Origin of the sequence: Microcoleus sp. T3_D1, from assembly GCF_036700405.1 — a bacterium.
GTDB lineage: Bacteria > Cyanobacteriota > Cyanobacteriia > Cyanobacteriales > Microcoleaceae > Microcoleus.
On sequence record NZ_JAUBOV010000041.1, the window covers coordinates 28,757 to 44,769 of the forward strand.

The following is a 16,013-nucleotide window of genomic DNA, read 5'->3' on the forward strand; positions in this document are numbered from 1 at the left end:
TTTTTAATCTTTAATTCTTAGCAAATTGACTAAACAGGGAGCGATTTTAGAGAGGGGTAAAATCCAGTCTACTTCAACATTTGCGATCGCCGACGCTGGCATGGTCGCGCATAGGGCCGAAGCCGGTTCCTCCACAAATGTCAATCCTCCCTCAGCTTTAATTTTTGCCAGCCCTTTACTGCCATCAGAATTAGCTCCCGTTAAAATTATGCCGATCGCTTTCTCCCCAAAGGCATCCGCAGCAGACTCAAACAGCACATCGATGGAGGGTCGCGCGTAGGAGACAGGCCCCTCAGTTGATAGTGCAAATGTAGGAGATCCGCGATTCGGGATTGGGGATGTTGAATTATGGGTTGACTCCACTGCCACGCCCCCCGGTTCTGTAAAGTCGTTTTCATACAGGCTAAACTCCTCCTCAGAGGGCGATTCTATTAGCAAGTGATAGTCAGGAGGAGCCAAGTAAACCCGTCCCGGTGCGATCGGCTCTTTGTCTTGGGCCTCTGTGATTGGGAGAGAGCTTTGCTTTTGTAAAAAATAAGTAAGCCTATTCTGAGAACTCTTATGGCGGTGTTGGACAATAACTACAGGCAAAGGAAAGGTTTGTGGCAAATCTGCCAGCAGCACAGTCAGAGCCTCTAGCCCTCCCAAAGACGTGCCAACAACCACTATTTCAAAATTTTTTTTATTTAACTCGTCGGTAGATTTTATCACTACTTTCAATTGGTTCATAGTATTTTTCATAAGGTGTAAAAGTCAGAGACTCCTGATGTCCTAGGCCTAAAACCCCAAACATTCCCAGGCTCTCATAAAAAAGCTTGTGTACCCGCTCTTGGAGGTGTGAATTGAAATAAATCATCACATTACGGCATAAAATAACATTGAATTCATTAAAAGAATTATCCGTTGCTAGGTTGTGGTGAGCAAAGACAATATTATCTTTAAGTGAAGACCTAAAAATCGCATTTTCATAGGCAGCAGTGTAATACTCAGAAAACGCTTTCTTGCCCCCCGCTTGGTGGTAGAGTTGCGTATATTCTTGCATTTGTTTCAGCGGAAATATCCCAGTTTTGGCTGTTTTCAAAACTAATTCATTCATGTCGGTAGCGTAAATCCGACAACGGTCATAAAGTCCTTCTTCTTGCAGCAAGATTGCCATAGAATAGACTTCTTCTCCCGTTGAACATCCAGCGTGCCAAATCCGAATAAAAGGATAAGTACGCAGCAGCGGCACCACTTTATTTCTGAAACTAATGTAAAAGCTGGGATCGCGAAACATCGCCGTTACATTGACAGAAATGTCCAGCAGTAAACGGTCTAGGTAAGCAGGATTGTGAAGTACCTTTTCCTGAAGTGCAGAGACAGTAGTGAGCCGTTCCGAGCGAATAGTGTTCCAGATACGGCGCTTGAGAGAGGCAAGAGCATAATTGCGAAAATCAAATCCGTAATAGCGAAACATTCCCTCTAGTAAGAGTTGAATTTCGATTGTTTCAAGTTCATGGCTTTCGGACATTTGTAATTGGTAATTGGTTATTGGGCATTGTTGACTGTTGACTGTTCACTGCTGACTGTTGACTGTTGACAACTGCCAACAGTCAACTGCCAACTGACAACTGACTTCATTATCGATAAAGCCAGACACGCAGCAGCGAGAGCAACTGTTCCGTATCAACAGGTTTGGTAATATAGTCAGACGCACCCGCTTCGATACATTTTTCCCGATCGCCCTTCATAGCTTTCGCAGTAAGAGCAATCATTGGCAAGGAAGCAAATTGAGGCATTTTACGAATGGCTTGCATTGTTTCGTAACCGTCCATCTCTGGCATCATCACGTCCATCAACACAATATTTATGTCAGGCGTATTTTGCAATTTAGCAATGCCCTCTCTGCCATTCTCAGCATACTCAATTTTCATTTTATGGCGCTCCAGCATACTCGTGAGGGCGAAAATATTCCGCATATCGTCGTCAACAATCAAGACTGTTTTGCCCGCGAGCGTCGAATCGGTTTGATACAATTGCTCTAGCATTTGGCGCTTCGGTTCCGGCAAATTTGCTTGGACTCGGTGCAAAAACAAAGCTGTTTCATCTAACAAACGTTCCGGCGATCGCACATCTTTAACAATGATTGTTTCCGCCATGCGCTTGAGTTGAGTTTCTTCGGCTTTCGTCAAGTCTTTGCCCGTATAAATAATAATCGGCAGACTTTTTAAAATTGCATCTTGCTTGATTTGCTCGATCAGTTCAAAACCAGTCATATCTGGCAGTCCCAAATCGAGTACAACGCAGTCAAAATGCCCCGATCTTAAAGTTGCTAGCGCCTCTGCACCACTCCCCACAGCCGTTGTACAAACATCGTGATTGCCGATTAAATCCACAATGCTCAGACGCTGCGTTTCGTCGTCTTCCACGACTAGCAGATTCTTGACTCGCCGATCGACAAAACCCTTAATATCAGCCAAAGCTTTGCTCAAAGCTTCGCTGCTAACAGGTTTTTGCAAATAGGCGATCGCCCCTAACTGCAAACTGCGCTGCCGCCCTTCTTCAACTGATACAATGTGAACCGGAATGTGGCGCGTACTTGGGTCGTGCTTCAAGCGATCGAGCACTGTCCAGCCATCCATCACAGGCAAATTTAAATCCAGCATAATCGCAGTTGGCTTGAACTCTCGCGCCATCGCCAAACCGATATCGCTCCGCAAAGCCACCAAACCTTTAAAACCCTGTTCCTGCGCCATATCCAACAGAATTCGAGCGAAGTTTACATCATCCTCGACAATCAACAGCACGCGATCGCCACTCTCAATATTTTCTCGGTCATCAGCGATAATCGGTGATGGATAAGGGGCGATCGGCAAGTGGAAATTCGGCGAAGGAACTGCGGAAGAAATAGCAGCCGGCAATTGAGCCGTTTGCTTGCCCATTCCCGATGGCTTATCATTCATTATTCGCGATTCTTGGTAAGTTTGGGGCAGATAAAGCGTGAACTTACTACCCTCACCAGGGCGACTTGTCAATTTAATTTCTCCGCCTAACAGATTAGCGATTTCTCTACTAATTGACAAACCCAAACCCGTGCCCCCGTATTTGCGGCTAGTGCTACCATCAGCTTGTTGGAAAGCCTCAAAAATAACCCTGTGTTTTTCAGGAGAAATCCCAATCCCCGTATCGCTAACCGAGAAAGCCAAAACAGTAGGGGAACTCGTTAAACTTTCTATTTCTAAATTCCACCCTGCCCGCGCTACTTCGACACGCAATTTCACCTCGCCCCGTTCTGTAAACTTAAACGCATTAGAGAGAAGATTCTTCAAAACTTGTTGCAGCCGTTTAGCATCAGTATAGAGACCTTTTGGCAACCCACCCTCAAGCTCTAATTGAAAACTCAACTTCTTATCCTGGGCGATTTGGCGGAAAGTCCGATCCAAATGATCTCGCAAGTCCGCAAACAACACTTGCTCAATTTCCACTGACATCGTGCCTGATTCAATCTTAGCGAGATCCAAGATGTCATTAATCAGCCCCAGCAAATCTGTGCCCGCCGAGTAAATTGTGCGCGTGTATTCAACTTGCTTCAGAGTCAAATTGCCTTCAGTATTGTCAGAAAGCAATCGAGCGAGAATCAACAGCGAATTCAGCGGAGTTCGCAACTCGTGAGACATATTTGCCAGAAACTCCGACTTATACTTAGAAGTTAGAGCCAACTGTTCCGCTCTTTCTTCCAACAACCCCCTCGCCTGTTCGATATCTCGGTTTTTCCGCTCAACTTCCTTATTTTGCAGCGCTAGCAATTCAGCTTGTTCTTCTAATTCTTCATTCGTCTGCTGCAACTCTTCCTGCTGACTCTTCAACAGTTCCTCAGATGCGCGGAGCGACTGCGCTTGTTGTTCTAGGCGCTTGTTAGTTTCCGTTAGTTCCTTTTGCTGAGTTTGCAACTCTTCTGCCAAAGATTGCGACTGTTTTAGCAACTCTTCCGTCCGCATACTCGCCGCAATTGTATTTAAAACAATGGCAATACTTTCTGTAAGTTGGTCGAGAAATGTCAAGTGTATTTCGCTGAATCGGCGGAACGAAGCTAACTCGATTACTGCAGTCACTTGTCCCTCAAATAGTACGGGTAAAACCACGACATTCAACGGCGTAGATTCTCCCAGTCCCGATCCAATTTTAACGTAGTTTTCCGGCACTTCAGTCAACAGGATGCGTTCCTTTTCCAGGGCGCACTGTCCTACCAAACCTTCGCCTAAATGGAATCGGTTTCCTAACTGTTTGCGTTCGCGGTATGCGTAGGTACTTAACAGTTTGAGAAACGGATCGTGCTCCACAGCTTCCATCATAAAGAATACGCCATGCTGAGCAGAAACCAGCGGCGTCAATTCTGAGAGAATTAGTTTAGAAACAGTTTCTAAATCCCGCTGACCTTGTAGCATTCGAGTGAACTTAGCGAGGTTGGTTTTCAGCCAATCTTGCTCAGTATTCTTCTGCGTCGTCTCCCGCAGATTGGCGATCATCTGGTTAATGTTGTCCTTAACAATGGCAACTTCTCCTTCAGTGGCGACGGAAATTGACCTCGTTAAATCGCCTCTGGTAACAGCAATTGCCACTTCGGCGATCGCCCGCAGTTGAGTAGTCAAATTCGCCGCCAATTCATTCACATTATCCGTCAAATCTCGCCACGTCCCCGCCGCACCCGGAACCTTGGCCTGGCCGCCCAATTTCCCTTCAATTCCCACCTCCCGCGCCACTGTAGTAACTTGATCGGCAAACGTCGCCAGCGTATCAATCATCTCGTTAATCGTATCTGCCAGAGTCGCAATTTCTCCCTTAGCTTCCAGCATTAATTTGCGCTTCAAATCGCCATTCGCCACCGCCGTCACAACCTTAGCAATACCCCGCACTTGCGCTGTCAAATTACCCGCCATCGAGTTTACATTGTCAGTTAAATCCTTCCAAGTTCCCGCCACTCCTTTCACCTCAGCTTGACCGCCCAATTTACCCTCAGTTCCCACCTCCCGCGCCACCCGCGTTACCTCAGAAGCGAAGGAATTAAGCTGATCCACCATCACGTTAATAGTGTCTTTCAGTTCAAGAATTTCGCCTTTGACATCAACGGTAATTTTCTTAGACAAATCGCCATTTGCCACCGCTTTCGTCACTTCCGCAATATTCCGCACCTGTGCCGTCAAATTCCCCGCCATCAAGTTAACATTATCGGTTAAATCTTTCCAAGTTCCCCCTACACCCCGCACATAAGCTTGCACGCCTAATTTACCTTCCGTTCCTACTTCCCTAGCAACTCTGGTTACTTCCGATGCGAAGGAACTCAACTGATCCACCATGATGTTAATCGTGTTTTTCAGTTCGAGAATTTCCCCTTTCACATCTACTGTAATTTTCTTAGACAAGTCGCCATTTGCCACAGCCGTTGTCACTTCCGCAATGTTACGGACTTGGGCGGTAAGATTACCCGCCATCGAGTTAACTGAATCCGTTAAATCTTTCCAGGTTCCTGCAACTCCTTTAACTTCAGCTTGCACGCCTAATTTCCCTTCGGTTCCCACTTCCCTAGCAACCCTGGTTACTTCCGAAGCGAAGGAATTTAATTGATCCACCATCGTGTTGACGGTGTTTTTGAGTTCGAGAATTTCACCTTTAACATCGACGGTAATTTTCTTCGACAAGTCGCCATTAGCCACAGCCGTTGTAACAGCAGCAATATTCCTTACTTGTTCGGTCAAACTACCCGCCATAAAATTAACTGAATCCGTTAAATCCTTCCAAGTTCCTGCTACGCCTCGGACATCTGCTTGACCGCCGAGTTTACCTTCCGAACCCACTTCCCTAGCAACCCTGGTTACTTCAGATGCGAAGGAATTAAGCTGATCCACCATCACGTTAATGGTGTTTTTCAGTTCTAAAATTTCGCCTTTAACCTGTACCGTAATTTTTTTAGATAAGTCACCGTTAGCAACAGCCGTCGTCACCTCAGCAATGTTGCGGACTTGTGCTGTTAAATTGCCGGCCATTGAGTTAACTGAATCCGTTAAATCTTTCCAAGTTCCTGCTACTTCTTGCACTTCAGCTTGTACGCCTAATTTCCCTTCCGTTCCCACTTCCCTAGCCACCCTGGTTACTTCAGATGCGAAGGAATTTAACTGGTCAACCATCGTGTTGACGGTGTTTTTGAGTTCGAGAATTTCCCCTTTAACATCGACGGTAATTTTCTTTGATAAATCGCCCTTGGCCACAGCGGTTGTCACTTCAGCGATGTTGCGGACTTGTGCTGTCAAACTGCCTGCCATGAAGTTAACGCTATCAGTTAAATCCTTCCAAGTTCCTGCAACTCCTTTAACTTCTGCTTGACCGCCGAGTTTGCCTTCGGAACCTACTTCTCTCGCCACCCGCGTTACTTCAGATGCGAAGGAATTTAACTGATCCACCATGATGTTAATCGTGTTTTTTAACTCCAGAATTTCACCTTTAACATCTACAGTAATTTTTTTAGATAAGTCACCATTTGCCACAGCGGTTGTCACGGCGGCAATGTTCCGTACTTGTGCGGTAAGATTGCCGGCCATTGAGTTAACTGAATCCGTTAAATCTTTCCATGTTCCTGCTACTCCTCTGACTTCAGCTTGCACGCCTAATTTGCCTTCCGTTCCTACTTCCCTAGCAACTCTGGTTACTTCAGATGCGAAGGAACTCAACTGATCCACCATGATGTTAATCGTGTTTTTCAGTTCGAGAATTTCGCCTTTGACATCTACGGTAATTTTCTTGGATAAATCGCCATTTGCCACAGCAGTTGTTACTTCCGCAATGTTGCGGACTTGGGCTGTTAAATTCCCCGCCATCGAGTTAACTGAATCCGTTAAATCTTTCCAGGTTCCTGCAACTCCCCGTACTTCAGCTTGCACGCCTAATTTCCCTTCTGTTCCTACTTCCCTAGCCACCCGCGTTACTTCCGACGCAAAGGAGCTCAACTGGTCTACCATTGTGTTAACAATTTGCGCTGTTTGGAGGAATTCTCCTTTGAGGGGTCTGTCTTCTATTTCTAAGGCGATGGTTTGCGATAAATCTCCTTTTGCTACGGCGCGAATTACTCTGGCGGTTTCAGAGGTTGGTTGCACTAAATCTGTAATTAGGGTATTGACAGAGTTTACGCTAGCTGCCCATGACCCCTCGGCGCTGCCGATGGTGGCCCGCTGGGCGATTTTGCCTTCTTTACCGACAACTGTGCCGATGCGATCGAGTTCGGCCGCCATTCTCTCATTGAGCTCGATAATTTCGTTAAGTTCGTCAGCAATTTTCCCCGCTAGACCGGTCTGGTCTATGGGCATCCGAACTGAAAAGTCCCCTTTTTTGACAGCTACTAAGGTTCTGAGTAACTGTTTGGCATAAGCATTATTGGAATTGGGGCTTGTTATCTGTGCAGTTGTCATGACCGTTACCTTTGGGAAGTTTGAAGGGGAAGGGGGGAATATTTTTGAGATTATTGATATTATCGGACTAAAGCAGTGTCTGATTGCTTCTATCGAAAGATGGATGACAAATTGCTGTTTATCAGCTATTTTTTTATTGGTTATTTTATACTCGTTAGCAGGCTCTTCTTGGTAAGCAGTTAATTGTGGGGTGTCAGGAACAGGCCCGAAAGCCTGTTCCACCATGTTCCACAAAGAGTGAATTTTATTGTAGGGCGGGCAGGATGCCCGATCTACAGATTACCAACTGCGATTATTTCCAATTTTGCCACGAACTATTGAAGATAGAAGTACCTGGAAAGGCGATCGGATTAGCATTTTGTTGCAACCGCAACTGCAACACTTCCAAGTTTGGCTCGCGAGACGGCAATTCGTCCACTAATTCATAAGGGAGAATCCCCTTTTCTAGGGAAAAAGCAGCCGTAACTCCCGCCGCCGCACCGGCAGACCATTCAAAAGAATGCACTCGATAAGCAGCGGCCGCTGTGTGACTAACAGCAATACTTTTACCCGCCACTAACATATTGTCAATTTTCTGAGGAATCATTGCCCGCAGCGGAATTTGGAAGGGATAAGCTTGCCCTTGACCTTTGCGAGTGCCTTCCCGTTCGGTATTTCCCGGTGCTTCCGGGGGACTGTTAGTCATGCAGGGGTGAAAGTCGATCGCATAATGACCGATACCCACAGAATCAGGATAAATCGTAGCGCGCGATCGCGATTTTGTATCCTCAACAGATTGACTTCCCACAGCCAAAGCCGGCGCATTCAAACCACCCACAGCTAACCACAACTTCCGATACTCTTCCTCCGACAAATTCTGGCGGTAAAAATCCGCCGTAAAGTCAGTGCGAGACATATCAACTTCCCACACCGTAAAACCTTGAGGCTGATTGAAACTCGGCCGCCCAATAATGCGCCGGCCCTCCCGCATATAAGGATATTTAGAAAGTCCGTGCACCGTCCCCATCGGCGCATCCAACCCGCTCAAAAAACGATTATTTGGATTAGGCTTTTTCACTCCATCTCCTAGCTGCGAGTCAGTAGTTCCTGTTACCAACCAGTAGAAAAATCCTTTGGCATTTTCCTCTCCTCTTCGCAAAGTTTCCGTTCGCAAACCGCCCATCCATCCCCCGGATTGCAGTTGACCGGACTCTTGCAACTGCTCGCGAGTGTAAATTAAATTATCTTGAGAATTTCCGGGACGATAGTCATTGCCCCAAGTCCAGTTTTGCATCGAAATATCCCCCGGATAAATAGGGAATTGCTTCGGGTCTGAAGGTCGCTTTTGATCCGGTCTCATGCTCCTGATTTGGCGGTAGCTGAAAACTAAAGGAAAGCTCGCCAATCTCTGCAATTCGTAGCTGTAGTAAGGAGCGTATTGTTGATAAAAAGACGGCACTTGATGCTGCTGCGGTTCCTTCGTTGCCTCCATCGCAAAGGTGTAGGTAAAACCTTGAGTGCAGTAAGGGTCGCCGGTGGGGCTGGCTGAGGAAGGTTCGAGAGGGGAACGCGGGTCAATTCCGAGGCGGTAAGGAACATCCGCAAGTCCGATCAATTCCCCTGTTTCAGTGGCATCTACAACGTACCAATCAGCACCCCCCCTACTGCCAGAAGGGGAGGAACTTGTGGAATTCCCTCCGCTTCTGGGGTTAGAGGGGGTTCCAGATGCTTTAGGAATAAACTGAATAATAGTTTTGTTAAATCGCGGAGAATTTTCGTAGCGATAGGCATCTTCGATAGTCTGAGAAAGAGTTTCGGTGTTGATTGGCGGGGTGTTGGCGGCGGGTTTGTGTTGAATGGCGATCGCACTTTTAATTTGTTGACCGCCAACCGTATTCCCCGCCACAGCAGGAGTAATTGCTAGTTCTTTAATAACTGTATTGGGAAACCATTTCAGCGTGCCTTTGCCTTTTCTAGCGGCATCCTGCAAGATGTTAAATAGAATTTTGTGACCGTCGTAGGGCATGAAACACGAATAGCTAACCCAACACCCTCCGGGATTTAGCCGGCCGTAATGTTCCTCGATCCGCTCCCGCAATTCTAGGTAGCCACGGGGGTAAAATAAGAGCGATCGCTGAGTATCTCTTTCATCGAGTGCGGAAGTTCCCTGGGAGGAAATTTGACCGCCTACCCAGTCAGTAATTTCAGTAAGGCAAACTGTGCGCCCCGCCAGCAAACCTTCGTAAGCGGTAGCAGCGCCTGCAAGCCCGCCGCCTGCTACTAGAATGTCGCAAGTTTCTGCACTGTCTGGATTACGCGGAGGTGCGGCAAATACTGGCGAAATGTTCCCAATCGCGGAAATTATGCCGAGGGTGAGGCTAAGGATCGATCGACCTTTGAGCAAAAATAGATACTGTCGAAGTTTCATCGGAGATTGTGGAATTAATTTTGACATCAGGGAAAAACACTCATCCCATCTAAATGTTTATTTTGCAGTATACTGGTATTTCGTGGTGTTGTCAGGGAAAACTTTTTTAGAGAAGAGGCATTAATACCAGCAACAACTATTGAACAGCCGGATCTACCTTATGCTCAAAATCGTCAAAATTTTTAGGTCATTGATTCCTTTTGAGAGTTTAACAATTACCACCAGTTTAACTTATTCGGAAGTTTTACGCAGGTTGGACGAAGTTGTTACTCCTCCCAAAGTTTTTAGAATTATTATACCCTTTGGGCCGCCACCTGCGAAACCCTATGAAGGAACGATTTATGGCAAAACCTTCAAAATTAATCGCATCATCATCGGGAGACATTTATTGTTCCCAATTATACAAGGAGATATACATACTCAACAATTCGGTTGTTCCATCAAAATTAGGATGAGTTTACATAAAACAGTTATAGGATTTCTGATTCTTTGGCTGTGGACAACTGGCAGTATCGGAATGTTTGCTTTATTTGCTTGGTTAGTAGAACCCTCCGTGGGAGCCATATTTTTACCAATCTTAGGAATGTTTACTTTGGGCTGGCTTTTGTGCTTGATTCCCTTTAAGATAGAAGCAAAAGCAGCTACCAAATTTTTAGCGATTCTCTTAACCTAAAGTAATTTGTAACCGCAATATTTTAGTTGTATTATTAAAAATAATCTGGGTTCATCGGCATTCATCTGCGGTCAAAAAAAACTCCAAAATTATGCGTACAAACCAACTCAAACAAAAAATTAAAAAAGGCGAAACAGTCCTCGGTTTATTTATGAACTGCGCTTATCCGGCATTCATAGAAATATGCGGTCACGCTGGATTTGATTTCGCCGTTATCGATATGGAACACGGGCCCCTGAACCCGCTTGCTGCTGAAGATTTGTGTCGCGCCGCCGACTGCACTGGAATTGCACCGATTATTCGCGTCCGCAAAAACGATGGGCCACAAATTCAACGAGCTCTCGACATCGGCAGTGCAGGCGTTCAAGTACCTCAAATTGAAAGCAAAATTGATGCCGAAACCGCTGTCAAAAGCGCTAAATACAGTCCTCTGGGCACGCGAGGCCTTTCCTTCGCTACGCGGGCGGGACTTTACACCGCCGCAGGTACAAATATTACCGACAAACTCAACGAAGAATCCTTAGTTGTGATTCATGTCGAAGGCAAAGGCGGCATCGACAACCTGGCGGAAATTGTTACTGTGCCAGAGGTGGACGTGATTTTTCTGGGGCCTTACGATTTGTCACAGTCGATCGGCATTCCCGGCCAAGTCCGCGATCCCCGCGTCATCGACATGATGCAGGAGGCAGTGCAAACCATCCGCAAAGCAGGCAAAGCCGCCGGTACTTTTGCCGAAAACCCCGAAATCGCCCAGCAGTGGATTGATGCTGGCGTTCAGTACGTTGCACTTGGGGTCGATGTTGCCGTTTTCCTGCGCGCCTGTCAGTCGCTGGTGAAAGCAGTCAATCGATTTTAGATTTTAGATTTTGGATTTTGGATTAAAAGAAGAACAAGCCCCCGGATTCATCTTGCAAGCTTTACGATATCTTTGCAATTTTTGTAGTGTCTTTTACGACACATCCAAAAAACCTGCGCTAGAGTAGAAGCATACACCTCCTCAAGGCAAAATTAGGGAGGGGAGCAAGGCTTCATGGAGAAAAATCTATGAAAACGGTATTAGAATCCATTCATTTGGACTATGCTTTTATGTTTACTTTCAAAAAAGTAAACTCGATTAAGCTAGAAGGTTTCAAGGATTTTTTTGACGATATGCCTGTCGATCCGTATGTGAAAGGTAAGTATCGTTCGAGAAGATTATCGCGGTTTGCAGTCAACGGAAATGAGTTAGTTAAGTTACCTCACGGTTATTTGTATCAAAGCAAAACATACAATCCGCTAGTGGGTGATATCAGACGGGAATTTGCCGAATTGGACGATCGACTAATCGCCCTCGATAATTTCAAACAGATGATTTTTGCTTTTTTCGATTCCTGCAAAATTCACCCCGAAGCTGAAATCGGCATCCATCAAATCAGGACGACTTGTTCGCCAAACAATTTTGGCAACCCCGCACCGGAAGGCATTCACCAAGACGGTACTGACTTTATCGGGATTTTCTCGGTGGACAGAACTAATATTGTAGGCGGGGAAACGCATTTGTACTTGGCTAAAAGAGAGAAGCCTGTTTTTAATAAAATTCTGCATCCGGGAGAATTGCTGTTAGTTAACGACCACGAGTTTTTCCACTTTACTACGCCGATTAAACCGGAATCTGAAGGGGTGGGAACCAGGGATGTCTTTGTGCTGACTTCTCCGAGTTTGCTTACCGATTGAGGAGAGTTGAGCAATTGCGCGTCTTTCGTTCGTAGTGAGGACTTTACTCCTCTCTCTGGCGTTTAATCAATAGAGTTCTTGCAAAAGTCAAATTCACCCCCCTTAGTCCCCCCTTATTAAGGGGGGAAACAAGAATAATCTTGCTTCTTTCCCTGATTAAAGAGCAGGGTTGGGGTGGGGTGCTTTGTATTTTTGCAAGAGTTCTAATCATGACTCAAGTCCTTACTACAAACCTTTCGTTCGTAGTGAGGACTTTATTCGTCTTTCGGGCGTTTAGTCAATCATGACTCAACTCCTGACTACAAACCTGCCTATTTTCCTAAAAAACCAGGTTTATGGGTCTAGCAACTCACAGATAAATCTTATCGAAACTTCCGTTCAGACTCTTGAATGGGAACATCATTAATGCTAGCTTCACGTCTTCGCATTAACCCATTTTCGGCAAATTCCCACTGTTCATTACCATAGGCCCGATACCAGTACCCAGAATCATCGTGCCACTCATACTCAAATCGAACAGAAATCCGATTGTCTGTAAAACTCCACAGTTCTTTCTTTAAACGGTAATCTAGTTCCTTTGCCCATTTTCGTCTTAAAAAAGCCTTGATTTCTTCCCGTCCGCTGAAGAATTCGGCACGGTTTCGCCACTGAGAATCTTCCGTATAAGCTAAGGCTACTCGTTCTGGATCGCGGGTATTCCAGGCATCTTCAGCAGCTTGAACTTTGGCTTTAGCCGTTTCCAACGTAAAGGGCGGTAGAGGTGGTTTAGTTTCCATCAGCTTGGTTTTTTGTAATTATAAAATATCAGGTGCGGGATGCGAGCGCTACAGAGAGAGTTTTGCGACTTTAGCAATGAACGGAGCCATGTGTTCCCGCCAAAGTACATAAGAACGGCGAAAACCGTCAAGTGTTGCGGGTACATTCGGCACGTAAAACCAATCCGGTGCTTCTGCACCTCGCTCTGGCGGGTCAGTTTCTCGCCAGTAAATGCCGCAATCTTGCCCGATCGCATATTGTCCCTCTGGATGCAGTCGCTCTACAACCGGCCCGATCGAATCTGTCAGAATGATGCTCTGAGGATGCTCCTGAAAATTTTTCACAAATGTACCGTCTTCGTCTGGCAATTGGGTATGGTCGGGGAATGCAGGAGGCAGACCTGTAGCAGTTATTGGCTCGTTCATCGTCTTTTCCGTGCAGTTATTGTTCATTGTAATGCTAAATTTAATAGCAATCTGATTTGAAACTTTAGCTAATATTAACTAAACCCAGCTAACCACAGCGGAAGCATCAACAGCAACCCGACAGAAGTGATGGCGATGCTGCTAGCTAACAAATCGCGATCGAGCTCGTAGACTTCTGCTAAAATCAGCACCGAAAGAGCTGTGGGCGTTCCCGACATCAACACCAACACAAACCTCGGATCGCCGCTCAATCCGAAATAACTAGCACCCAATCCGATCAGTACCGGCACAATTACCACTTTTAACAGCGACGGGATTAACGCCAGTTCAAAACTTTCCCATTTCTTAATAGACCTCAGCCGGATGCCAACCAGCAGCAAAGCACTAGCAATTACCACCCAAACAGCAGTCTGCAATCCCGATTCCACTGTTTCGGGCAGGGGGATGTTTCTAGTATAAAAACCAATCAAAAAAGCCCACAGGGCGGGAACTGTCAGCACGTCCCGGATCTGAGTCCACCAGTGTTTTTTTTGCTCGGAGTTCCCGAAATAGCTAGCAATAAATACACCGAAACAATAAGTTCCAATAACGTTGTTAGTGACGCTGTACAAGACAGCCCAGTTGTTGTTATCGGTGCTGATGATAGACGGGGTGATTGCTAGTCCCACAAAGCCCGTATTCCCTAACATCGCAGCTAGGAGAAAACTGCCTTGGCTCGATCGCTTCAGGGAATTAAAATTTACTAAGAATAAATTTACCAGAGAATTTTTGCCCTGAAAATAGGGCTTTTTGATGTGGGCCGCACTCAGCCTACGCAATAATACCCAAGTCAGCCAAGCACAACTCGTACTCAGAAATAACACGAATATGGCGATCGCCGGCGTGAATCCCACAGCACCCGAAAAATCGCTCTGACGGGCTAAAACTAGAATTTGCAGCGGTATCCCAATCCAGAAAAGAAAGTGGCTCAGCAGCTTGGGAAAATCAACTGGGATGTACCGAAACAGCAGCAGTCCTAAGCCCGTCCAGATAACTAGAGGCGTATAAGCGTGAAATAAGGTTTCAATCATAAAAATTTAACTAGACAATTGGAAATGCCTCTATCTATTAATAGTAATGCTAAAATCAGTTTAATAAATGCGAATAGTCGTTAGCGGAGCCCTCGAAGAGGATCGCACTTGCACGCTTTTTCGTCCTAGCGTGTTCGCAGCACTGCCGGCCCGAAAATTTCCGCCCAAATTCCCGCACCTTCCACGGCACAATCCTCAGACTGGCAGCCCCAAATACTTGCAGCTTTTTGCCTTCTGTTTCAGAAAACTTCTGTTAATTTCACAAGTGTGCGATCGAGCTATTTTGCCTTTTCCGAACTGATGTCCAACGTTTTCCTGCCGTTTCGATCGAACAAAAACAGGGTGAGACTAAAGCTGCTGATGACTTGCACTCATTAATTCAATTTCAAAGCATTAACAGGCACCTCATCCCAAGAACTAACAGTCCGCAAGGTAGCAACCCAGCCCTGCTGTTTTTGCTCTGCCGTCAAATTCTTCTCAAAAGATTCGTGGCAATCCTTCGCTTGAGTCTCATCGCAACAAGCAATGCAAGAATAAAGAATGCCCGACGGATCGATTTGCTCGTTTACCCAAATAATCACGATCTACTCTCCCAATTAACTTAACTCTTATCTAAATTTTCCTATATTTTGGTCAATTAAGTAGGTAGGTATTAATTAACCTGAGTGTGGCATTTTAGCTTAACAGGCAAGATGCCTGTTCCACACACAGGCAAGATGCCTGTTCCACACACAGGCAAGATGCCTGTTCCACATACAGGCAAGATGCCTGTTCCATACACAGGCAAGATGCCTGTTTCACACACAGGCAAGATGCCTGTTCCATACACAGGCAAGATGCCTGTTTCACATACAGGCAAGATGCCTGTTCCACACACAGGCAAGATGCCTGTTCCACACACAGGCAAGATGCCTGTGCCATACACAGGCAAGATGCCTGTTCCACACACAGGCAAGATGCCTGTTCCACACGCCTTAATTACTTCGATGCCAAATTTGCCAAAGACTCGCCCGCAAGCCGGCAAATCCGCCAGTCGGGCATCACATCAGCACCGATACCCTTGTAAAATCCGATCGCCAATTCATTCCAATCCAAAACGCTCCATTCCAAACGCCCGCAGCCCCTTTCAACCGTCAACTGCGCTAAATAAACTATCAAAGACTTGCCAATTCCCCGCCCTCGAAACTCAGGCACCACAAACAAATCTTCTAAATAAATTCCCGGCTTAGTCAAAAAAGTAGAATAATTGTAAAAAAACAGCGCCCAGCCCACAACTCGACCCTCGCACTCGGCTAAAATAGCTTCAACAAAAGGTCGATCGCCAAACAAATGATTCTCCAAATCAACGGCATTGCCAGTAACGGCATGAGATAATTTTTCGTACTCAGCTAAAGCTTTAATCAAATCAAACAGCACCGGCACGTCGGCGCGGGTAGCGGGGCGCAAGATTACCTCAGAAGACATAAATAAGTAAGTAGTACGCGACAATCAACAATTAAAAATACCACATCAAGACATTTTTAATTTGTAATT

Annotated in this window: 12 protein-coding genes and 1 pseudogene; 3 read left to right on the top strand and 10 right to left on the bottom strand. The window is 45.9% G+C overall.

Features of this window, described 5'->3' with window-relative positions; translation table 11 throughout:
- Window positions 1-3: 3 nt before the first annotated feature.
- From QT992_RS19130 to QT992_RS19145, 4 genes are all read right to left on the bottom strand, one after another.
- A complete protein-coding gene (locus QT992_RS19130; protein ID WP_333341524.1) occupies window positions 4-729 on the bottom strand; it encodes a chemotaxis protein CheB in 726 nt (241 codons plus the stop codon).
- A complete protein-coding gene (locus QT992_RS19135; protein ID WP_333316786.1) occupies window positions 683-1,510 on the bottom strand; it encodes a protein-glutamate O-methyltransferase CheR in 828 nt (275 codons plus the stop codon). Before QT992_RS19135 ends, QT992_RS19130 begins: the two co-directional genes overlap by 47 nt.
- Before the next feature lie 109 nt (window positions 1,511-1,619).
- Window positions 1,620-7,436, bottom strand: coding sequence for a HAMP domain-containing protein (locus QT992_RS19140; RefSeq protein ID WP_333377528.1), 5,817 nt, complete (start codon window positions 7,434-7,436; stop codon window positions 1,620-1,622).
- A 292-nt stretch (window positions 7,437-7,728) separates the two neighbouring features.
- Window positions 7,729-9,843: an FAD-dependent oxidoreductase gene (locus tag QT992_RS19145; RefSeq protein WP_333377531.1), complete on the bottom strand. Its 2,115-nt coding sequence runs from the start codon at window positions 9,841-9,843 to the stop codon at window positions 7,729-7,731.
- Window positions 9,844-10,003: 160 nt separating this feature from the next.
- On the opposite strand from QT992_RS19145, the gene QT992_RS19150 reads away from it, so the two are divergent.
- From QT992_RS19150 to QT992_RS19160, 3 genes are all read left to right on the top strand, one after another.
- On the top strand, window positions 10,004-10,516 hold the full coding sequence (locus tag QT992_RS19150; protein WP_333377534.1) for a hypothetical protein: 513 nt from the start codon (window positions 10,004-10,006) through the stop codon (window positions 10,514-10,516).
- 91 nt (window positions 10,517-10,607) lie between these two features.
- A complete protein-coding gene (locus QT992_RS19155; RefSeq protein ID WP_333377537.1) occupies window positions 10,608-11,372 on the top strand; it encodes an aldolase/citrate lyase family protein in 765 nt (254 codons plus the stop codon).
- A gap of 188 nt (window positions 11,373-11,560) precedes the next feature.
- Window positions 11,561-12,229 carry a 2OG-Fe dioxygenase family protein gene (locus QT992_RS19160; RefSeq protein WP_333377541.1) on the top strand — a complete coding sequence of 223 codons (669 nt, stop codon included), beginning with the start codon at window positions 11,561-11,563 and terminating at the stop codon, window positions 12,227-12,229.
- 362 nt (window positions 12,230-12,591) lie between these two features.
- Here the strand turns inward: QT992_RS19160 and QT992_RS19165 are convergent, their stop codons facing one another.
- The 6 genes and pseudogenes from QT992_RS19165 to QT992_RS19190 all read right to left on the bottom strand — a co-directional run bounded on the left by QT992_RS19165 (window position 12,592) and on the right by QT992_RS19190 (window position 15,944).
- Window positions 12,592-13,005, bottom strand: coding sequence for a nuclear transport factor 2 family protein (locus QT992_RS19165; protein WP_190657739.1), 414 nt, complete (start codon window positions 13,003-13,005; stop codon window positions 12,592-12,594).
- Between the two features lie 72 nt (window positions 13,006-13,077).
- Window positions 13,078-13,410, bottom strand: a pseudogene (locus QT992_RS19170) (Uma2 family endonuclease); the annotation flags it as partial.
- A 74-nt stretch (window positions 13,411-13,484) separates the two neighbouring features.
- Window positions 13,485-14,480, bottom strand: coding sequence for an AEC family transporter (locus QT992_RS19175; protein ID WP_333339939.1), 996 nt, complete (start codon window positions 14,478-14,480; stop codon window positions 13,485-13,487).
- A gap of 374 nt (window positions 14,481-14,854) precedes the next feature.
- A complete protein-coding gene (locus QT992_RS19180) occupies window positions 14,855-15,061 on the bottom strand; it encodes a glycogen debranching protein (RefSeq protein ID WP_333038077.1) in 207 nt (68 codons plus the stop codon).
- A gap of 94 nt (window positions 15,062-15,155) precedes the next feature.
- Entirely contained in the window at window positions 15,156-15,449 is a 294-nt protein-coding gene (locus tag QT992_RS19185; RefSeq protein ID WP_333339936.1) for a hypothetical protein, read from the bottom strand.
- A gap of 9 nt (window positions 15,450-15,458) precedes the next feature.
- Complete coding sequence (locus tag QT992_RS19190) at window positions 15,459-15,944, bottom strand: GNAT family N-acetyltransferase (RefSeq protein WP_333339933.1); 486 nt, start codon at window positions 15,942-15,944, stop codon at window positions 15,459-15,461.
- Between the last annotated feature and the right edge of the window lie 69 nt (window positions 15,945-16,013).